Annotated in this window: 23 protein-coding genes and 4 pseudogenes; 14 read left to right on the forward strand and 13 right to left on the reverse strand. The window is 72.4% G+C overall.

What is annotated here, in order from left to right; translation table 11 throughout:
• Positions 1 to 214: 214 nt before the first annotated feature.
• Together DRB96_RS15785 and DRB96_RS15790 are read left to right on the forward strand one after the other, a co-directional pair.
• Positions 215 to 520, forward strand: a complete 306-nt coding sequence (locus DRB96_RS15785) for a PadR family transcriptional regulator (protein ID WP_112449038.1) — start codon at positions 215 to 217, stop codon at positions 518 to 520.
• A gap of 148 nt (positions 521 to 668) precedes the next feature.
• Positions 669 to 1,100 carry a heat-shock protein HtpX gene (locus DRB96_RS15790; RefSeq protein WP_112449039.1) on the forward strand — a complete coding sequence of 144 codons (432 nt, stop codon included), beginning with the start codon at positions 669 to 671 and terminating at the stop codon, positions 1,098 to 1,100.
• Between the two features lie 32 nt (positions 1,101 to 1,132).
• Here the strand turns inward: DRB96_RS15790 and DRB96_RS15795 are convergent, their stop codons facing one another.
• The 3 genes and pseudogenes from DRB96_RS15795 to DRB96_RS15805 all read right to left on the reverse strand — a co-directional run.
• Positions 1,133 to 1,639, reverse strand: a complete 507-nt coding sequence (locus DRB96_RS15795; RefSeq protein ID WP_112449040.1) for a DoxX family protein — start codon at positions 1,637 to 1,639, stop codon at positions 1,133 to 1,135.
• Positions 1,640 to 1,887: 248 nt separating this feature from the next.
• Positions 1,888 to 2,550 (reverse strand): response regulator transcription factor, encoded by a 663-nt coding sequence (locus DRB96_RS15800; protein ID WP_112449041.1) that lies wholly within the window; start codon positions 2,548 to 2,550, stop codon positions 1,888 to 1,890.
• Positions 2,547 to 3,335: pseudogene (locus DRB96_RS15805) on the reverse strand (sensor histidine kinase); the annotation flags it as partial. The gene DRB96_RS15800 and the pseudogene DRB96_RS15805, both read right to left, overlap by 4 nt.
• Between DRB96_RS15805 and DRB96_RS44620 the strand changes: the two are divergent.
• Positions 3,303 to 3,434 (forward strand): DUF6223 family protein, encoded by a 132-nt coding sequence (locus tag DRB96_RS44620; RefSeq protein WP_239516163.1) that lies wholly within the window; start codon positions 3,303 to 3,305, stop codon positions 3,432 to 3,434. The pseudogene DRB96_RS15805 and the gene DRB96_RS44620 overlap by 33 nt on opposite strands.
• A gap of 170 nt (positions 3,435 to 3,604) precedes the next feature.
• On the opposite strand, the gene DRB96_RS15810 is transcribed toward DRB96_RS44620, so the two are convergent.
• The 3 genes from DRB96_RS15810 to DRB96_RS15820 form a co-directional block, all read right to left on the reverse strand.
• A complete protein-coding gene (locus DRB96_RS15810) occupies positions 3,605 to 4,879 on the reverse strand; it encodes an APC family permease (RefSeq protein ID WP_112449042.1) in 1,275 nt (424 codons plus the stop codon).
• Positions 4,880 to 5,069: 190 nt separating this feature from the next.
• The gene (locus tag DRB96_RS15815) at positions 5,070 to 5,735 is read right to left on the reverse strand and encodes a class I SAM-dependent methyltransferase (RefSeq protein WP_204358037.1); all 666 of its coding nucleotides are present in this window, start codon (positions 5,733 to 5,735) and stop codon (positions 5,070 to 5,072) included.
• A 227-nt stretch (positions 5,736 to 5,962) separates the two neighbouring features.
• Positions 5,963 to 6,385: an arsenate reductase ArsC gene (locus DRB96_RS15820; protein WP_112449044.1), complete on the reverse strand. Its 423-nt coding sequence runs from the start codon at positions 6,383 to 6,385 to the stop codon at positions 5,963 to 5,965.
• A gap of 193 nt (positions 6,386 to 6,578) precedes the next feature.
• On the opposite strand from DRB96_RS15820, the gene DRB96_RS15825 reads away from it, so the two are divergent.
• From DRB96_RS15825 to DRB96_RS15835, 3 genes are all read left to right on the forward strand, one after another.
• On the forward strand, positions 6,579 to 6,893 hold the full coding sequence (locus DRB96_RS15825) for a metalloregulator ArsR/SmtB family transcription factor (RefSeq protein ID WP_112449045.1): 315 nt from the start codon (positions 6,579 to 6,581) through the stop codon (positions 6,891 to 6,893).
• 37 nt (positions 6,894 to 6,930) lie between these two features.
• Positions 6,931 to 7,614 (forward strand): aquaporin, encoded by a 684-nt coding sequence (locus DRB96_RS15830; protein ID WP_204357741.1) that lies wholly within the window; start codon positions 6,931 to 6,933, stop codon positions 7,612 to 7,614.
• 233 nt (positions 7,615 to 7,847) lie between these two features.
• Positions 7,848 to 8,129: a hypothetical protein gene (locus DRB96_RS15835; RefSeq protein WP_112449046.1), complete on the forward strand. Its 282-nt coding sequence runs from the start codon at positions 7,848 to 7,850 to the stop codon at positions 8,127 to 8,129.
• A 71-nt stretch (positions 8,130 to 8,200) separates the two neighbouring features.
• On the opposite strand, the gene DRB96_RS15840 is transcribed toward DRB96_RS15835, so the two are convergent.
• Positions 8,201 to 8,740, reverse strand: coding sequence for a DinB family protein (locus DRB96_RS15840; protein WP_112449047.1), 540 nt, complete (start codon positions 8,738 to 8,740; stop codon positions 8,201 to 8,203).
• Between the two features lie 125 nt (positions 8,741 to 8,865).
• Positions 8,866 to 9,225, reverse strand: a complete 360-nt coding sequence (locus tag DRB96_RS15845; RefSeq protein ID WP_112449048.1) for a metalloregulator ArsR/SmtB family transcription factor — start codon at positions 9,223 to 9,225, stop codon at positions 8,866 to 8,868.
• Positions 9,226 to 9,452: 227 nt separating this feature from the next.
• On the opposite strand from DRB96_RS15845, the gene DRB96_RS15850 reads away from it, so the two are divergent.
• From DRB96_RS15850 to DRB96_RS44625, 3 genes and pseudogenes are all read left to right on the forward strand, one after another.
• On the forward strand, positions 9,453 to 10,808 hold the full coding sequence (locus tag DRB96_RS15850) for an NAD(P)-binding domain-containing protein (RefSeq protein WP_112449049.1): 1,356 nt from the start codon (positions 9,453 to 9,455) through the stop codon (positions 10,806 to 10,808).
• Positions 10,809 to 10,813: 5 nt separating this feature from the next.
• A pseudogene (locus DRB96_RS15855) lies at positions 10,814 to 11,431 on the forward strand (MFS transporter); the annotation flags it as partial.
• Positions 11,413 to 11,610, forward strand: a pseudogene (locus DRB96_RS44625) (HAD family phosphatase); the annotation flags it as partial. The pseudogenes DRB96_RS15855 and DRB96_RS44625, both read left to right, overlap by 19 nt.
• 37 nt (positions 11,611 to 11,647) lie before the next feature.
• Here the strand turns inward: DRB96_RS44625 and DRB96_RS15865 are convergent.
• Both DRB96_RS15865 and DRB96_RS15870 read right to left on the reverse strand, forming a co-directional pair.
• Positions 11,648 to 12,223 carry a GNAT family N-acetyltransferase gene (locus DRB96_RS15865; protein WP_112449050.1) on the reverse strand — a complete coding sequence of 192 codons (576 nt, stop codon included), beginning with the start codon at positions 12,221 to 12,223 and terminating at the stop codon, positions 11,648 to 11,650.
• Positions 12,224 to 12,344: 121 nt separating this feature from the next.
• Positions 12,345 to 12,790: pseudogene (locus tag DRB96_RS15870) on the reverse strand (DUF2809 domain-containing protein).
• Positions 12,791 to 12,844: 54 nt separating this feature from the next.
• Here DRB96_RS15870 and DRB96_RS15875 point away from each other — a divergent pair.
• Together DRB96_RS15875 and DRB96_RS15880 are read left to right on the forward strand one after the other, a co-directional pair.
• Entirely contained in the window at positions 12,845 to 13,258 is a 414-nt protein-coding gene (locus tag DRB96_RS15875; protein WP_112449051.1) for a response regulator transcription factor, read from the forward strand.
• 65 nt (positions 13,259 to 13,323) lie between these two features.
• Positions 13,324 to 13,806 carry a hypothetical protein gene (locus tag DRB96_RS15880; RefSeq protein WP_112449052.1) on the forward strand — a complete coding sequence of 161 codons (483 nt, stop codon included), beginning with the start codon at positions 13,324 to 13,326 and terminating at the stop codon, positions 13,804 to 13,806.
• A gap of 38 nt (positions 13,807 to 13,844) precedes the next feature.
• Here DRB96_RS15880 and DRB96_RS15885 read toward each other — a convergent pair whose 3' ends face one another.
• The 3 genes from DRB96_RS15885 to DRB96_RS15895 form a co-directional block, all read right to left on the reverse strand.
• The gene (locus DRB96_RS15885; RefSeq protein ID WP_239516186.1) at positions 13,845 to 14,975 is read right to left on the reverse strand and encodes a MerR family transcriptional regulator; all 1,131 of its coding nucleotides are present in this window, start codon (positions 14,973 to 14,975) and stop codon (positions 13,845 to 13,847) included.
• A gap of 175 nt (positions 14,976 to 15,150) precedes the next feature.
• Positions 15,151 to 15,807, reverse strand: coding sequence for a DJ-1/PfpI family protein (locus tag DRB96_RS15890; protein WP_112449053.1), 657 nt, complete (start codon positions 15,805 to 15,807; stop codon positions 15,151 to 15,153).
• A gap of 19 nt (positions 15,808 to 15,826) precedes the next feature.
• Positions 15,827 to 16,492 (reverse strand): ArsR family transcriptional regulator, encoded by a 666-nt coding sequence (locus tag DRB96_RS15895; RefSeq protein WP_112449054.1) that lies wholly within the window; start codon positions 16,490 to 16,492, stop codon positions 15,827 to 15,829.
• 131 nt (positions 16,493 to 16,623) lie between these two features.
• Here DRB96_RS15895 and DRB96_RS15900 point away from each other — a divergent pair, with 131 nt between their 5' ends.
• The 3 genes from DRB96_RS15900 (at position 16,624) to DRB96_RS15910 (ending at position 18,513) form a co-directional block, all read left to right on the forward strand.
• The gene (locus DRB96_RS15900; protein WP_112449055.1) at positions 16,624 to 17,508 is read left to right on the forward strand and encodes a helix-turn-helix domain-containing protein; all 885 of its coding nucleotides are present in this window, start codon (positions 16,624 to 16,626) and stop codon (positions 17,506 to 17,508) included.
• Positions 17,509 to 17,549: 41 nt separating this feature from the next.
• The gene (locus DRB96_RS15905) at positions 17,550 to 17,858 is read left to right on the forward strand and encodes a hypothetical protein (protein WP_112449056.1); all 309 of its coding nucleotides are present in this window, start codon (positions 17,550 to 17,552) and stop codon (positions 17,856 to 17,858) included.
• A gap of 130 nt (positions 17,859 to 17,988) precedes the next feature.
• On the forward strand, positions 17,989 to 18,513 hold the full coding sequence (locus tag DRB96_RS15910; RefSeq protein ID WP_112449057.1) for a GNAT family N-acetyltransferase: 525 nt from the start codon (positions 17,989 to 17,991) through the stop codon (positions 18,511 to 18,513).
• The last annotated feature ends 21 nt before the right edge of the window (positions 18,514 to 18,534 follow it).

Below are 18,534 nucleotides of genomic sequence, written 5' to 3' on the forward strand. Positions count from 1 at the left end.
GACTCCGTAGGTTCTGGCGGCTTGACGGGTGTGCTGGTGCGGGTCATAGCGCCGATCTCTCCTCAGGCGGTGGGGTGCTGGGAGTGTGCCCGGACCCGGCCTGGCTGATCGGGGTGGCCGGTCGGGCTGGAGGACGTCAGCGGTGCGGAGAAGTAGACTCGGAACCCGATATCGGTTTCGTCGCTGCGCGGGTGGCAGTGTGGAGGTGTTCGGGATGCGGGAGTTCCAGCGGGGCGCGGTGCGGCTGCACATCCTGCACCACGCGGCCGAGCAGGAGATCCACGGCGCGTGGATGACCGAGGAACTCGCCGGTCACGGATACAAGATCAGCCCCGGCACCATGTATCCCACGCTGCACCGGCTGGAATCCGACGGGTTGCTGGTCTCCGAGCAGCGGGTGGTCGACGGCCGTACGCGGCGGGTCTACTGGGCCACCGAAGCCGGGAAGCAGGCACTGGCCGATGACAGGCGGGCGCTCAAGGAGCTGGCCCGCGAAGTCCTCGGCGACGACGCCTCCTGATGCCGTCAAGATCCCTCCGGCAGGCTGATGAACAGCATGTGGCAATGCCGTCCGGCCCCCCGTAGGGCGGGCACTTGGCCGGTAGCGTCGGTGCGAGACCACTGGGTGCCTCCGGGGCGCCGGCCCGATGTTCGCGGGAGGTCGCACCATGTCGGATACAGAACCCCAGCCCAGCGTGCTGTTCGTGTGTGCGCACAACGCGGGGCGCTCGCAGATCGCGGCCGCATTCTTCGAGGAACTGGCCGGCGACGGCGTGACCGTACGGTCCGCTGGCCCGGCGCCCGGTGGGCGGGTGAACCCTCTGGTCGTGCAGGCGATGGCGGAGGTGGGAATCGACCTGTCCGAGCGCACCCCGCGGCAGCTGACCGAGGACACCGCGCAGAGCAGCGCCGTGGTGGTGACCACCAGCGGAGCGGACGCGGTCTCGGTGGCGGCCGGACAGCGGCACGAGGACTGGCCGGTGGAGGACGTCGCGGGTAAGAACCTCGACGAAGTACGGGCCATCCGTGACGACATCCGGGCTCGTGTCGAGCGCCTCGCCGCAGACCTTCGGCCCACACCGGACCCAGCCGGGAAGTGAGCCGGGCTCATCGGCCGGCACCAGGCAGGTGGTCAGCGCCGGGCCACCTGCGGCTCGGCCGCCGGGGTCACGGCGGCTCGGCGCAGGCGGGCGTCGAGCGAATAAGCGCCCGCGCCGACGATCAGCAGGAACAGGCTGCCGCACAGCTGGGCGAGGTCGGTGCGGGACTCGTGGATGAAGTCCCACCACCCTGACGCACCGGCGAGCAGCGGCGCGTTGCCCCACAGGATCGGCAGCTTGGTGATGAGCAGCGCGCCGACCATGTCGACCACCATCGGGACAGCGGCGAGCCGGGTCAGCAGTCCGACCAGGATCAGTACGCCGCAGACGATCTCGAAGACCCCGTCCAGCGGGCCGAAGAACCCCGGGGCGGGGATACCGGCCTTGTCGAACCGGCCCGTACCGAGAGCGCCGGGGCGCAGGAACTTCAAGATGCCCTCACAGAGGAACACCACCCCGAGGTAGAGGCGGATGAGCACCACGGCCGCGGGAGCGTCGGTCGAGATGAGCCGGGTCTGCCAGTCGTTGAGCTGCGTCATAGGAAGATGCCCCTCTCCGCCTTCGGGGATGTAGCTGGTCGGCGACATCGTCCCGCGAGGCAGGGATGCATCGGTGGCGCTACGCCCGCGTGGCCTGGGCGCGTCGTGGGGCTGCGGCTCCCGGCGGGGGCCCCGGCGATCATCGAGGAAGCGGGCGCGGCGACGCGCAGCTCGTGAAGCTTGCGAGGGCGTTCAGTAAGAGGATCACCGGCCGGCCGGCCGGCCGGCATGCACGCGGACCGCGGATGTCAGGAGTTGCGTGGGGCTACCAGTCCGGATTCGTAGGCGAGGACGACGAGTTGGGCGCGGTCTCGGGCGTGGAGTTTGGCCATGGCCCGGTTGATGTGGGTCTTCGCGGTGATCGGGCTGATCACCATGCGGTCGGCGATCTGGTCGTTGGACAAGCCCTGCGCGACCAGGGCGACGGCCTCGCGTTCGCGGTTGGTCAGCTCTTCCAGCCCGGTGCCGGCGGCTGTGTGGAGCGGCTGGGTGACGTACCTGTTGATCAGCTTGCGGGTGATCGACGGTGCCAGCAGGGCGTCGCCGCGCGCGGCGACGCGTACGGCGTGCAGGAAGTCTTCCGGCACGATGTCCTTGACGAGGAATCCGGCAGCGCCGGCGCGCAGCGCGTTGAAGACGTATTCGTCCAAGCCGTAGTTGGTCAGGATGACGACGTGCACCCCGGCCAGGGCCGGGTCGGCGGCGATGAGCCGGGTCGCCTCGATGCCGTCCATGACCGGCATCTGGATGTCGATGAGCGCGACGTCGGGCAGGTGCTCTTTCGCCAGAGCCAGGCCTTCTTTCCCGTCGCCGGCTTCGGCCACCACCTCGATGTCGTCTTCGGCGTTGAGGAGCGCGCGGAATCCGCTGCGGATGAGTGGCTGGTCGTCGACCAGCAGGACACGGATCATGATGTCTGGTCCACGGGGAGTTCGGCCTGGACGGTGAAGCCGCCCTCGCCGCGTGGTTCGGCGCGCATTCGGCCGCCGAGGGCGGTGACTCGTTCGCGCATCCCGAGCAGCCCGACGCCGGGCGTCGGGGCGGTGCCCGGCGTGGCCTTGCCGTCGTCTTCGATGTGAATGGTCAGGGCGTCCGGGCGGTAGTCGATGTGGACCGATGCGGTAGTGGCGGCGGCGTGCCGGGCGATGTTGGTGAGCGACTCCTGGACGATCCGGTAGACGGTCCGTTCGACCGCGGCCGGCACGTCGTGTCGTCGTCCGTCGATCGTCAGCCTGGCGTCCAGGCCAGTCATCCGCGCGCCTTCCACCAGTTCCGGGACATCGTCGAGCCCACGCGGCGGGCTCGTGTCGTCGTCGCGCAACGCCTCAAGGGTCGCTCGCAGTTCCCGGGTCGCCTCACGACCGGCCTGCTGGATGGCCAGCAGGGCCTCCGGCACCTGTTCGCCGCGCTTGCGGGCCAGGTGGACGGCGACTTCGGACTGCACCTTGATGATCGAGATCTGGTGGACGAGCGAATCGTGCAGCTCCCGCGCGATGTGCAGCCGCTCCTCGTCGGCGCGACGCCGCGCGGTCTCCTCCCGGGTGCGCTCGGCTTCGTCCGCCCGCCGCTCCGCCTGCCGCAGCGCCTCGCCCGCGGCGCCGGCCGCGATCAGTCAGGCAATCTCAAGGGCGCCTCGGGACTGCGCCAACGCCTCGCCCATGTCGTGCAGGCCCGAGGCCAGGGCCGCGAGGGGGAGAGCTGTCAGCGCGGCGGAGCCTTCATGGCGCTGCTGTTGGGACTGATCAGCATGGCCCTCGGTGGGCTGGCTCTGGCCCGCTCCCGCCGTGCCGGCTGACCGCAGCGAACACGAGGGGGATAGTCGGCCTCGGGAAACATCACTACAGCCGTTGGCGGATGAGGACCGCAGCGGCCGCGCGGTGGGCGAGCCCGGCCGGGTCTGCCGGTTGCTGAGCTGCGCCCTACGAGGATGCGCCCCTGCCTTCGGCAGGCTCGTCGGTAACCGGCCTACGGCTCCCGACGGGCGGTCACCGTGCGGCGGATGCCGTACGCGGCGGCGCCGACGGCCAGCACGGCGCCGCCGGTGATCACCGACGAGATGGGCAGGGCGAAGGCCAGGACCAGGCAGCCGGCCAGCCCGACCACCGGGATGATCCGTGCGGGACGGCCCTCGGCCGGGGTGAGCGTCCAGGCCGAGGCGTTGGCGACGGCGTAGTAGACCAGCACGCCGAACGAGGAGAAGCCGATCGCCCCGCGGACATCGGTCGTCGCCGCGAGCACGGCCACCACGGCGCCGACCACGAGCTCGGCACGGTGGGGCACCTTGAACTTCGGGTGCACGGCCGAGAGCGCGTGCGGGAGGTGCCGGTCGCGGGCCATGGCGAGGGTGGTGCGCGAGATGCCCAGGATCAGGGCCAGGAGCGAGCCCAGCGCGGCCACCGCGGCCCCGACCCGTACGACGGGCACCAGCCAGTCCACCCCCGCCGCGCGCACCGCGTCGGACAGCGGGGCGGTCGCGTCGGCCAACTGCTCGGGACCGAGCACCGTCAGGACCGCAACGGCGATGACGGTGTAGACGATCAGGGTGATGCCGAGCGCGAGCGGGATGGCCCGGGGGATGGTGCGGGCCGGGTCGCGGACCTCCTCGCCGAGGGTGGCGATGCGCGCGTACCCGGCGAACGCGAAGAACAGCAGGCCGGCCGCCTGGAGCACCCCGCCGAACGTGGCGTCGTCACCGATGTCCAGCCGGGCGACGTCCGGGCTGCCGGAGGTGAACAGGGCGACGGTCACGGCGGCCAGCACCGCCAGGACCACGGCGACGATCGCCCTGGTCAACCAGGCGGACTTCTGCACCCCGGCGTAGTTGACCGCAGTCAGCGCCACCACGGCCGCGACCGCGACCGCGTGGGCCTGCCCGGGCCAGACGTACGAGCCGACGGTCAGGGCCATCGCCGCGCAGGAGGCGGTCTTGCCGACGACGAACGCCCAGCCCGCCAGGTAGCCCCAGAAGTCGCCCAGCCGCTCGCGGCCGTAGACGTAGGTGCCGCCGGAAGCGGGGTAACGGGCGGCGAGCCGAGCCGAGGACGTCGCGTTGCAGTACGCCACCACCGCGGCCAGCGCCAGACCCAGCAGCAGTCCGGACCCGGCAGCGCCGGCGGCCGGCCCGAGCGCAGCGAAGATCCCCGCGCCGATCATCGACCCCAGGCCGATCACCACCGCGTCGGACACCCCCAGCCGCCGCTGCAACTCGTCGGGCGTCGCTGCGGCTGATGGCTTGCTCATGGCCCACTCCCTAGACGGCGGCGCCGTCCGCGCTGTTGGAATCCGATATCGGGAGACGATATCTGAGCCCACGCGGCATGGCCGCCGCAGTTCATAGCTGTCACGCAGGGTTCATTCCCCGTTGGCTTACGGGGCTTACGGGGCTTCCGGGTGACGGTCAGCGCCATCCCGTGGCGAGGCGCTGCACCCGCTATCGGGACAAGGTCTGGGTGACGCGCCACAGGCGGCGGGGCAGGTCGCCCTCCTCGAAGGCGTGGACTTCGTCCAAGGCCCAGCCGTCGGCGAGCGCGTCGACCAGGTCGCGAGGGAAGAAGTGCACGGCGAAGCCGCCGTGTTCGTAGATGTCGTCGCCGTGATCGGTGCCGGCGCCGTAGTGCGCGTCGCCGGTGTGCCGGACGGTGTAGACGAAGGGGCCGCCGGGCCGCAGCACGCGGCGGACCTCGCTCACCAGGGCCAGGATCTCCTTGGTGGACAGGGCCATGCACAGGAGCATGTGCGCGAAGACCGCGTCCACGGAGTCGTCCGCCAGGGGCAGCGGCTCCCGGACGTCATGCACCGCCGTGGTCACCCGCTCCGCGACGCCTTGGCTGAGGGCGGCATCGCGCAGCTGCTGAAGGCCGGTCTCGCTGAAGTCGGTTGCGAGGACGGTGAAGCCCTCGCGGGCGAAGAAGAGCGCGTCGCGCCCGTGCCCGGCACCCAGTTCCAGTACCTCCACCGCATCGCCGGAGCGGAACGCCTTTGCGGCGTGGGCGGCCGGAGTGGAGGGTTCTTCGCCGTACATCCCCGGGTGGGCGCCGTACGTGCTCTGCCAATGCCGCCGCTGCGCGTCCGCCAGCTCCTGCTCACTCCACGCCACTGTGCTCATTTCCCCTTGTGCTCCCGGCGTTTCGCCAGGTCGTCGGCCTGCCCTGCGCGGCGGCCACCACCGCGCAAGACCATTGAACCGGACGGTTCGGACTGCAGCGGGGACTGTCTGCAGACTTGCCGCAGAGGTGCCGTCGGCCAGGGCGGCAAGGTGGCGCTCGGCGTCGAGGGCCGCCGCGCAGCCGACCGCATCATGACGACGAACGTGGAGGCCGCAGCTCAGCTCTTCTGCTTCTTCGCGTCGACCTCGGCGATGAGGCCCTCGATCAGGCCCTTGATCTCGTCGCGGATGGGGCGGACGGCCTCCACCCCCTGACCGGCCGGGTCCGCGAGCTGCCAGTCGAGGTAGGTCTTGCCGGGGAAGTACGGGCATGCGTCGCCGCAGCCCATGGTGATCACGTAGTCGGAGGCCTGGACAGCCTCGGGGGTCAGCACCTTCGGCTTCTGGTCGGAGATGTCGATGCTCAGCTCGGCCATGGCGGCGACGGCGGAGGGGTTGACCTGGTCGCCGGGCAGGGATCCGGCGGAGCGGACCTCGACGCGGTCACCGGCGAGGTGGCGCAGGAAGCCGGCGGCCATCTGGGAGCGGCCTGCGTTGTGGACACAGACGAACAGCACGGACGCGAGCGGGGTGGAGGACATCAGTTCTTCCCTTTACGGAGTGGACCGGCAGGTGGTGCGGTAGCGGCCTGTCGCCCGGCAGCCCGTGGATGTACCGCCAGGCGTTCATCAGGAAGTGCGGGACGTGGCGAGGCAGGTACGGGAATCCCCTTCCCCGCGGTTACGACTCAGTCCGGGCTGACATCAGGTCCGGGTGATGTGACATTATCAGTCCATGATGACGTCAGTCGACACTGATCTGATCCGGGTTCTGGCCGACCCGCTCAGGCTCCAGATCGTGACCCTCCTCGCGCAGGAGACGCTCTGCACCACGCACCTGGTCGAGGAGACCGGCGCGAAGCAGACCAACCTCTCCAACCACCTCAAGGTGCTGCGCGATGCCGGGGTCGTGGAGACGGAGCCGTGCGGACGGTTCACCTACTACCGGCTGCGCCCGGAAGTCATCGAAGCGCTCGCCGGTCAGTTCGCCGATCTCGCCCGGACCGCGCGCACCACCGCCGAAGCGAACCTCAAGCGGTCCTGCCCGTAGCCTTCCGCGTTCTGCCTCACCTGCCCGAGGGGCCCTCTTGCCCACCACCGAGCCCGTCGGCACCGCCCCCGCAGCGGATGCCGTCACGGCCGCCGGCGCGCCGCAGCCCGCACCCGGCGCCACCCCACCGCGTACGCCTCTCATGGCCAGGGCTGCTTCCGAGCTCGTCGGCACGGCCGCTCTGGTCGCGGTCGGCCCGGTCTCCGGCGCCCACTTCAACCCCGCCGTCACCCTGGCCGAGTGGTGGACCGCACGCCGGGACGGCGCCGGGGTCACCGTCCGTGAGACGGCTGTGTACGTGCCTTCGCAGATCGTCGGTGCGATCGCGGGCGCGGTGCTCGCGGACGCGATGTTCGGCGAGCCGCTGGTGAAGTGGTCCACCCACGACCGCTCCGCCGAGAACCTCCTCCTCGGCGAGGTCGTCGCCACTGCCGGGCTGATCCTGCTGATCTTCGGCCTCGCCCGCACCGATCGTCTCCGCTTCGCGCCGGTCGCGGTCGCCTCGTACATCGGTGCCGCGTACTGGTTCACCTCGTCCACGTCGTTCGCCAACCCGGCGGTGACGATCGGCCGCGCCTTCACCGACACCTTCGCGGGGATAGCCCCGGCCTCGGTTCCGGCCTTCATCGGCGCCCAACTGGCCGGCGTGGTCATCGGTCTCGCACTGGTGGCGGTCATCTTCATGCGGGGCAAGGCCGCCACCGGAGCACCCACCGCATGACGATGAGCGCGGATGTGGTGGTGATTGGCGGCGGCCGTTCCGCGCGATGAGGGCCGTGAGACCGCAGAGCTGCTCGGCTGATGAGGACAGCGCGTCCGGGCGGCGGCCTGCCGGACGGTGGCGGCCTCGGTCAGTAGATGCGGTCGCAGGCAGCCGTGGGCGGTGGTCCAGCGCGGTCGCCCGAGTAGAGGGAGACTGAGAAGGCGCCGAGACTCGGCCGTCGGGAGACGATCATGGACAGGCATCACGAATTCCACATCGATCGGGCCGGTCATTCGGTATCGGTGAGCATCCATGGGGATCACCCGCATGTGATCGAGCTGCTCGTCGACGGCGAAGAGCTCGGCCGTCGCACCGCCCGGACGGGATCCTGGATCCTGGATGCCGAACTGCCCACCGAGCCCCCGACGCCCCTCCGGGTGCGGGTCCACCTGCCCCATACGGCCAGTACCCCGCGCTGCACCCTGGAGATGGACGGCAGAGAAGAGGCCATGCCGCAGCGGGCCCATGCGTGAACCGGCGCTGTGCCTGCGGCGAGCCCGATCGATCCGGTCGCCGTTGTCGGCGTCGGCTGACCCGCGCGGTGTCAGCGGGGGCCGGGCAGGGTGAGCTGGCGCCGGTGGAAGTCGAAGTGCTGGGCCGGGTAGTGGTAGAGGTCCGTGACCGTCATGAAGTCGCGGAAGAACGGATCCCACCGGACGGGGTAGTGCATCCCCAGAGTGAAGGCGGCCTCTGGCGCTGTGTCGAGGCGGCGGTGCAGGTCGTCGACGACTCGGTCGAACGTCACGCCCATCCGCCGGCGCCCGAGGATCCGGACGGCCCCGACCGGGCCCAGAAAGTTGATGACATCGAATGGCCTGGTCGCGCTGTTCAGGAACCGGGCGAAGACCCGGCTGGCGCCACGCGGCAGCCACCCGAAGATCCGCATCACGGCCAGCAGCGGCCGGATGAGGATGAAGCCGAAGAGCATGTGGAACAGCAGCTGCTCGTTCGTCCAGCGAGTTTCCTGGGTGGGCAAGTCCAGGTCCGCCGGCGTGGCGGCGTCGAGGAGCTGATGAAACTCGGCGCGGACCCGCTCCAGCTCGTCATGGATCAGCCGGCGGTCCACCAGCGGCTCATCTTTCACGGGACACACTCCGTTCCCTTGCACCGCAGACCGCGTCTGGAGAAACAGCCTCGCCCTGAGGATGCCGCCAATGCGTCTTGAGGCGACGGGCCGTCGGCGGGTGGCCGCCGTGTCGGCGAGGAGGTTCAGCTTGCCGTCGCGAGGAGCTGACTCATCGCTGCGACGACGGACGGTTCGACGCGGTAGTAGACCCAGGTTCCGCGGCGCTCGGAGGAGAGCAGTCCCGCTTCCTTGAGCTTCTTCAGGTGGTGGGAGACCGTCGGCTGGGAGACGCCGACGTCGGAGATGTCGCACACGCAGGCCTCGCCTCCCTCGTGGGAGGCGACCGCCGAGAACAGCCGCAGGCGCACCGGGTCTCCGAGTGCCTTGAACATCTTCGCCGTGCGCTCGGCCTCTTCGGCGTTCAGGGGGCGCTCGGTGAGCGGGGGGCAGCACGGCGCCACGGCCTCGGGCTCCGGTAGCGGCAGGACCTTGGCATTCGACATACGCCTATGTTGACACATGTCGAAGCAGTGGGTCAGGTGCGTGGCGCGTCGACATCGCCCCAGGTGGGCCCCCTGCGAGCTCGTCGGGTGGCCCGTGCGGCCCGTGGGGGCGCAGCGGCTGCGTTCTTTTAGATTTGATGAATGTCTATGTTGACGAACATCGATACAAGGTTCATGCTGGAAGCGTCCGGTCATCGATAGATGTCGAATCAACAGGGGAGTCCGTCGTGAACGCATCCACCACCGCCCTGCCCGTCGTGGTCATCGGAGCAGGCCCCGTCGGTCTGGCTGCGGCGGCCCACCTCGTCGAGCGCGGCATCGAGCCGCTGGTACTGGAGGCCGGTAGTTCGGCCGGCTCGGCCGTCCGGGAGTGGTCGCACGTACGGCTGTTCTCGACCTGGTCCGAGGTCGTCGACCCCGCCGCCGAGAAGCTGCTGGCCCCGACCGGCTGGACCGCGCCCGACGGTGGCTCGTACCCGACGGGCGGCGACTGGGCCGAGCAGTACCTCCAGCCCCTCGCCGACGTCCTCGGTGATCGGGTCCGCTACGGCGCCACCGTGACCGGCGTCTCCCGCTTGGGCCGCGACCGGGTTGTCGACGTGGACCGGGAGGCGCAGCCGTTCACCGTGCACGTGACGCTCGCCGACGGATCCGAGGAGCGGCTCACCGCCCGGGCTGTCGTCGATGCGTCCGGCACCTGGTCCACTCCGAGCCCCCTCGGCGGGGACGGCCTGCCCGCGCCCGGCGAACGCGCCGCCGCCGGCCGGATCTCCTACCGAGTCCCGGACCTCAAGGACCCGGCCGTCCGCGCCCGCTACGCCGGCGGGCGCACCGCCGTCATCGGCTCCGGAGCCTCCGCGTTCACCGCCCTCGCCTACCTCGCCGAACTCGTGAAGGCCGAGCCCGGGACACACGCCGTGTGGATCCTGCGGCGCGGGATCAGCGGCTCCACCTTCGGCGGGGGAGAGGCCGACCAGCTGCCCGCCCGCGGCGCGCTTGGCCTGGCTGCCAAGGCCGCGGTCGAGGCCGGCCACGCCGACGCGGTCACCGGCTTCCGCACCACCGCCGTCGAGAGGACCGGCGAGCAGCTGGTCCTGGTCGCCGAGGACGGCCGCCGACTGGACCCGGTCGACGAGGTCATCGCCCTCACCGGCTTCCGCCCCGACCTCTCCTTCCTGGACGAGCTCCGCCTCGGCCTCGACGAGCGCCTCCAGGCCCCCACCGAACTGGCCCCGCTGATCGATCCCAACCAGCACTCCTGCGGCACCGTCTACCCCCACGGAGTGACGGAGCTGTCCCACCCCGAACAGGACGTCTACCTCGTCGGCATGAAGAGCTACGGCCGCGCGCCGACCTTCCTCGCCATGACCGGCTACGAGCAGGTCCGCTCCATCGCCGCGGCCCTGGCCTGTGACCGCGAGGCCGCCGAGCGGGTGGAGCTGACCCTCCCGGAGACCGGAGTCTGCGGTGGCGCGGGCCTCTTCGACGAGCCCGGGGCCGTTGAAGAGGAATCCGGCGGTGGCTGCTGCGCCGCCCCGGCCACCCTCACCATCGGGGCCCCGGCCCGGTCCGGCGGCTGCTGACCTCCGTGACCGACCTCCACAGCACGGGGGCCGCGACCGGGACGGGGGACCGGTCGCGGCCCCGCGCCGTCCTGCCCGCGCTCTGTGCCACGCAGATCACGAGCTGGGGCATCGTCTACTACGCGTTCCCCGTCCTCCTCCCGCGCCTGACCGCCGACACCGGCTGGTCCACCCATGCCGCCACCGCTGCCTTCTCCCTCGCCCTGCTCGTCTCGGCGGCGGTCGGCGTCCCCGTCGGTCGCATCCTCGACCGCCGGGGCCCGCGCGCCGTCATGACGACCGGATCCGTCCTCGGCACCCTCGCGATCCTTGTGATCGCCGCCGCCCCCAACCTCCCCGTCTTCACCGCCGGGTGGATCCTCGCGGGTGTGGCCATGGCGTCCACCTTCTACCCGCCCGCCTTCGCCGCCCTCACCCGCTGGTGGGGTCCGGACCGGATCCGGGCGCTCACCGTCGTCACGCTGGCCGGCGGCCTCGCCTCCACGCTCTTCGCGCCGCTCACCGCAGTCCTCGCCGACCACCTGAGCTGGCGGTCCACCTACGCCGTACTCGCCGTGATCCTCGCGGCCGTCACCATTCCCGCGCACGCCCTGGCCCTGCGCGCCCCGTGGCCCGCAGCGCCGTCTTCCTCGTCGCATCCACCGACGCCGACTACAGCAACGCCAAGCTCACCGTCCTGCCCACCGAGCGCTTCGAAGCCCGGATAGCCGACCGCATGCCCCTCATGCCCGGCGCCGAGCGGCTGCTGAGCGAGCTGGCCCGGCACAACGTGCCCACCGACCTCGTCTCCGCCTCCCACCGGGGGGAAGGAAGGGGCCCGGTCCGGGGCGCGGAACCCGTCAGGTCCCGGGCCGCGCCGGCCGTTCCGGGGCGGCCGCACCGACCACGCCGTAGGAGCGGCCTTCGGCGACGAGCTCTCCCAGCGGGGTCATGCCGAACCCGTCGACGTGGACGCGCCACGAGGCCCGGTTGGTCATCTCGATGAAGGCGACCACCAGGTCGGCCCGGCCGGACGCCGCCTCGATCGCGGTGGTGAACAGCCCCCTGGCAACCCCCTTGCCCCGGTGGGCCGCGGCGACCACGACGGGGCCGTACAGCAGCCAGCGCGCGGAGCGGAGCGGTCGGCCCCGCCACCGCAGGGAGTCCTGCGCGCCGAGCAGGGCGAGGACGGGCGGCGGCGGTTCGGGCATGCTCTCGGGCGGGATCAAGCCGAGCAGCCCGGCGAGGTCCCCGTCTTCGTCCGCGACCAGGAGGCCCCCGGCATCGGCCATCGAGCGCAGCGCAGACTCGTCGAGGGCGCCCTGCACGAAACCCTGCTCGGAGCGCTCCCGCTCGGTCAGCGCGTCGTGGTGGTTGGCCGCGAAGAGAGCGGCCATGGCCGGCGCGTCGGCCGCCGTGGCGGATCGGTAGTGCATGGCAGCGAGGCTGCCACGCACCGCGGCCCGTAGGCGGAAGATCGCTCCGCCCGGACGGTCGGTGTCGGTGCACGCGGAAGGGCTCCTGCTCCTCCGGCGGCGGCGCCCGCGCGCGGTCCGGTCACCCTCCAGATGCCCGGCGTCGCCCGCTGACCAGGCCGGTACGGCCGGCCGCCGCACCCAGCGCGGTGTGCACGAGCCAGCCCGCCGCGGCGCCGACCGCGTACCAGAACAGGTCGGGCGGGTTGAAGGTGGAACCGAGGACGAGCCGGGCGACGGCGCTGTGCCGGGACAGCTCGGCCGGCACCGCGGTGAGCTGCAGGAACTCCACCGCCCAGCTGATGGCCAGCGCACTCGCGGCGCGGCCAGCACGACCAGGGCGAGCACCAGGACGGTGTACAGCGCGTCGCCGCCGTACTTGGCCGCGTCCCCCGCTCCCACGGCCCTGAGCCCCAGCCCCGCGCCGACGGTCACCACCGCGGCCCCGGCCGCCGCGAGACGGATCGGGCCCGGTCCTGAGGCGGCGGTGCGGTCACGGGGCTCGGGCACGGGGTTCACGGGGGCCATACTGCCCGGCCCGAGTCGCCCCGCGGCGTGCGGGGACCCAGGATGGGAAGGGTGATGACCGTCCTGGTGGTGGGCGTTCCCGAAGGCGAGCAGCTGGAGCTGCTGCGCTCGGGCATCCAGCGCAACCCGCACTTCCGGGTCGTCTCGCACGCCGACGTCCCCGCCGTCGCCCTGGCCCACGCCCGGGTCCTCCTGCCGGACATCACGGTCCTGTCCCTGCCCGCCGGGGTGGACGGCCTCGACACGGTCCCCGACGTCCTCGACGTCTTCCACGGGGTGCGCGCCCTGGACCCCCCGAGCGGGGTGGTGCTGCGCACCGCCGCCGTCGGCGTGCCCCGGGCGGTGTCCGGCCTCGCCGTCGACGGAGCCGTCCACATCGTGCGGGAGGGGGACTCCGAGGCCCTGATGCGGGCCCTGCGCACCATCGGACTGCGCCGGGCCAGCTGTGACCCGGACGAGATGCCCTGACAGCGCGGGCATCTCCCGAAGTCCACTGACAGGAGGTGTCAGTGGAGCGTGCGTACCTTCGCGACATGCCTTTCGCAGAGAAGTTCCTGACCGTGCACCCCCCGATCGTGGCCGGCGGCCGGTCCGTCAAGCGCTACCACGTCACCGCCGACCCGGCGGGCATCGATCCCGCCGTGGCGCAGGCGGCGTACGCCCTGCTGCCCGAGCTGTTGCCGGAGGCCGACGGCACGCCCCCGGCCACGTTCGTCATCGTCCACGCGTCCGCGGACGGCAGCGCGTACCTGAACGCGTACAGCTGGGTGTGGGACAACGTCCTGCACTTCGGCGGGGCCGCCGCGGGCCAGCCGGTGCTCGGCTGCCCCGACCGGGACGCGACCCACTTCGTCAAAGTGGACCGCTCCTGGATCGGCTGCGTCTGGGAGCTGGCCCCGCTCGGCCACGAGCGCGACGCCTGGATCCGGCACATGCTGGCACCCGAGCGGCCCGAGGACCGCGACCTGGACGCCTACCTCGCCGATGCCTACGTCCCGTCCCACATCCGCGCGTAGGCGTCCGCGGCCGGCGTCCGCGAGCCCCGGACCGGTGGTCAGTTCTCCAGGCGGACGGGCATCAGGAGGGAGAACGCGTCCTCGGTGTCGGTCCGGCGGAACGCGAGCGGCGCGGTCGGGGTGCCGAACTCCAGGACCAGCCGGTCCCGGGCCCCGGCGGTCAGGGCGTCCAACAGGTACGCGCGGTTGACCGCGACGAGGCCCTGGTCGTCGTCCCCGTCCTCGCAGACGGTCACCGCACCGTCGGCCGCCACCTTCAGCAGGGTGAGGTCGTGGGACGAGCCGTCCTCTTCGCGCACCTCGCTCGCGCGGACCGGGCCCGTCTCCACCGCGTCGCGGAAGTCCGCGACGTCGACGACGGCACGGCGCCCGGCGGGCAGGCGGACGAGGCGGCGGTAGTCGGGGAAATCGTGGTCCAGGCAGCGCCCGGCCGTCTGGCGTTCGCCCGTCTCCAGGGCCACGCGGGCGCCGTCCACGGTGAGCCGGGCGGAGGCGTCCTCGCTCAGCAGCGCCCGCATCGCGTCGGCGAGCGGGGACGGCACGAGGATCTGGACCCGGGGTCCGGCGTGCCCGGTGGTGGCCGCCCGTGCGACGGCCAGCCGGTACCGGTCGGTCGCCACGACCCGCAGGGCCTCGCCCTCGATGTCGAACAGGACGCCGCCGAGCATCGGCAGTTCCGGATCGGTGCCGGCGGCGAACCGGACCGCGTCCAGCGCGGCGGCCAGCTCGGGCGCCGGGACGGTCAGCCGGACGGTCGTGGCGGCCGCGCCGGCGGTGGCAGCGCTGCTGGCGTCGGTCGTCGGTGTGGTCATGGGGTTCTCCCTGAGTTCGAGTAGCGCTCGGATCGTGGAGAACTCGCCGCGGGCATCGGACAGGCCCCGTTCGAGTCGGCGCAGATGCGCCTCGAGCAGCCCCCGCACCAGATCGGTGTCGGCGCCGCACCAGCCGGCCAGCACCAGCCGGATGTCCGCCAGCGGCATGCCCGCCCGGCGGAGCCGGGCCAGCAGCCGGGCCTCCTCCAACTGCTCGGGGCCGTACCAGCGGTAGCCGCTCACCGGATCGACCCAGGCCGGGACCAGTACGCCGGCGCCGTCGTAGAACCGCAGCGCGCTCACGCCCAGTCCGCTCGCCCGGGCCATCTCGCCTATGCCGCGCATCTCGTTCTCCACACCCGGAACCCTGATCCCTCCACCAGGTCGAGGGTCAACCCCGGCCGGTCGCCCGTACACCGACCAGCATGCGGGAACCAGTGCCGTGCCGGCCGCCGGGCCGCGGGGCCGCCGGGCCGCGGGGCCGCCGGGCCGCGGGGATCCGGCCACGCGTTCGCCGGTGCGCCGCGTTCCCTCAGGCTTGGGCACCCCTCCCGGCCCGGGCGTCCGCGGCGATCTCGCGCGCCCGCTCCCTGACCTCCGGTGTGGCCTTGGCGGGTGACCCCATGTCGAAAGGGGGCCGCGGGTCGTACTCGATGAGCAGCTGGATGGCCTGCGCCGTGACCGCGTCCTCGATGCGGGCGGCGAGCGCGAGCGCCATGTCGATGCCGGACGAAACACCGGCCGCGGTGACGACCTTGCCCTGGAAGACGACCCGCTGCTCGGTGGAGGAGGCGCCGAAGGACTCCAGCCGGTCGATCGAGTTCCAGTGGGTCGCGGCCTGGAGGCCCTCGAGGATTCCGGCGGCGCCGAGGAGCAGTGCCCCGGTGCAGACGGAGGTCGTCCACCGGGTGTCCGGGTGCACCTCGCGCAGCCAGCGCACGTACGGGGCCGAGGGATCGGCGAGGGCGCGGGAGCCGGGGCCGCCCGGTACGACCACGGCGTCGCAGGAGCCGATGTCGCTCAAGGCGGCGTCGGCCGTGATGCGCAGGACACCGCTGTCGGCCCGCACCGGTCCCGGCCGCTCGGCGGCGAAGACCACTTCCGCGCCGGGCAGGAAGCGCAGGACCTCGTACGGGCCGACGGCGTCGAGCGCCGTGAAACCGGGGTAGAGCGGGAACACGATGAGCATGGGCTGATGTCCTTCTCGGTCAGTTCTTCCGGGGACCCGCCGTGCGCAGGTCCGCCGCGCACAGGTCGGGGCCGATGAACGGCAGCAGCCGGGCCGTGGTCCCGGTGGCTTCGAGCAGGCCGTCCAGGACGCCCTGGTGGACGGCGCACACGACCTCGGGCCGGGTGCGGGCCAGCTCCCGGTACGGGCAGTCGTGCAGCAGTACCCGCCGGGTGGCGGGGTCGGGCCCCGGCTCGACCCGGGGCGCGAAGCCCATCCGGGCGGCCACGGCGAACACCCGCTCCGCCGGCGGCCCGCTCCCGGCCAGCCGGCGGCCCCAGCCGCGACCGGCCTCGCGGGACCCGCCCGGTCCGCCGCCCACCGCCGCGGCCAGGGCTTCGGCCAGCTCCCGGAAGGGGGCGTCGGCGGAGTGCTCGTGCGGATCGGCGCGGGTCGCCGCGTACCGCAGCCTGGGGCGGCCGCGCCCCGGCCCGGCCTCGGCGGTGGAGGCGATCAGGCCCGCGTCGGCGAGGGCCGCCAGGTGGTGGCGGACGGTGGCGACCGCAAGCCCCGTGGCAGCGGCCATGTCATCCACGCCCAACAGGCCGTCCGCCTCCCGCAGCAGGGCCATCAGGCGCCGACGCGACGGTACGGCCAGGGCGTGGTGGACGCGCTGGACATCGACGCCACGGGGCATTTCGGTCATGGCCCCAATATAATCGACGCTTATGCGCCAAAAAGGGAAGGAACTCCCTTCAGTCCGATGTGTCGCTCGGCGCGGCCCGGGCACTCCACCCGGTGTCGGGAACGGCGGCGGGAACAGGAAAGGGGCGAGCGGTGGCACGCAACGGCCAGGAGGCCGCCTCCTACAGTCGCCGGCTCGCACCCTCACCGGCGCTGCGGGGCATCGTGTCGGGCTATTCCGCCTATGCCTACGCCGGGGGAGTGGTGCGCCGGCGCCTGGTCGTCCCCAACACGATCGCCACGGTCGACTTCGGCTTCGGCGCCCCCGTCCGGACCCTGGGCATGGCCGGCGACCGCAGTTACAGCACGGCCGCCTCCCGGGCCGATCTGCCCGCCACCGTCGCGGTCCGCGCCGAGCACGAGGGGGACGTCCGCGGCGTGGTGGTCCGCATGCCCCCGATGGGCGCCTACCGCCTCTTCGGAGTCCCGATGTCGCAGTGGCGCCAGCCGCACCTCGACCCCGTCAGCCTCCTTCCGCGCACCCTGCGGCACCTGCCGGAGATGCTGGCGCACGCACCGGCCGGCGAGCGGCTGCGCCTGCTGGACGCCGCGCTCGCGCCGCTCCTCGACCGCGGCGCGCGCGTCTCCCCGGAGGTGATGTGGGCCTGGCACGAACTGCACCGCGTGCGCGGCCGGATCCGGGTCGGCCGGCTGGCCGCCGACACCCTGTGGAGCGTGCGCCACCTGGAGCGGCGGTTCCGTGAGCAGATCGGGCACTCTCCCGCGGCCATCGCCCGCATCCTGCGCTTCACCAACGCCCTGCGGCTCCAGAAGCAGGGCCTGCCGCTGGCCCGCGTCGCGGACCTCGCCGGATTCCACGACCAGGCCCACTTCCACCACACGGTCCGGGCCGTCACCGGCATGACCCCCACCCAGTTCCTGCGGGGCGGCCGGATCGAATGGAACGCGGATTCCCCGCCGGAGCCGGCCGCTCCGGGCCTCCCGGCCGACGGGAGGGTGTCGGGCCCGCCCCGGTGACCTCGAGAAGCCGTACGGTGATACCGCAGCCGGAGGGCTCCATGGCATCCACGCTTCCCGACCCGCACCCGGGGCCGCACGACCCGTACGGGGCCCCCGCGGCGCCCTCGCCCTCGGACCGGGTCGGCCACGTCGAAGCCCACGGCATCGACCACGTTCCCGAGCGGGAACGCCACGGCCACGCCCGGGAGCTCTTCATACGGATGTGGGACACGGCGACCGGCCGCTGCGTGCGGACCCTGGAAGGGCACACCGAAGACGTGTACGGCATCGCGCTGACCCCGGACGACCGGTTCCTGATCTCCGGGAGCTCGGACGGCACCCTGCGGCTGTGGGAGCTCGACTGGTAGCCGAAGCCGTCCTGCCCGCAGGCCGCGTACGCCTCGTACGGGTGGGGCGCCGCCACGCCGTCGGCCGCCTCGACCACGTGGGCGACGCCCGGGCCGGGGTCCGTCCCGGCGGCACTGTTATCGTCCGGGAATGCCCGAGCTGATCACACCCACCGCCCGCTTGTACGATTCGTGGCTCGCCGCGCGGGAGGAATGGGGCCCCGACGCGCACATGGACGGCGCCGGGCTCGGCTCCGACGACGACGTGGAGAGCCGGGAGGGCTTCGCCGCGTGGGCGGAGCGGCTGCGCGGGTACGGGGACCGGACGCTTCCGCTCGAACAGGGGCGCGTCCACGCCACGTACTGGTGGATCGCCGAGGGCGACGAGTACCTGGGCGCCATCGACCTGCGGCACTACCTGAACGGGTTCCTGCTCGACGCGGGCGGCCATATCGGCTACAGCGTGCGCCCCTCCGCCCGCCGCCGCGGCCTGGCCACCTGGGCCCTGTCCGAGGTCCTCCACGAGGCACGGCTCCTGGGAATGGACCGGGTCCTGCTCACCTGCGACCCCGGGAACCGCGCCTCCATCCGCACGATCGAGAACGGCGGCGGCGTCCTGGAGGACGTCCGGGAGACCCTGATCGGCCCCAAGCGGCGCTACTGGATCGACCTCTAGGTCCGGTAGGTCCGGCCGATC

The sequence above is a fragment of the Streptomyces sp. ICC1 genome, assembly GCF_003287935.1.
Classification (GTDB): Bacteria; Actinomycetota; Actinomycetes; order Streptomycetales; family Streptomycetaceae; genus Streptomyces; species Streptomyces tritrimontium.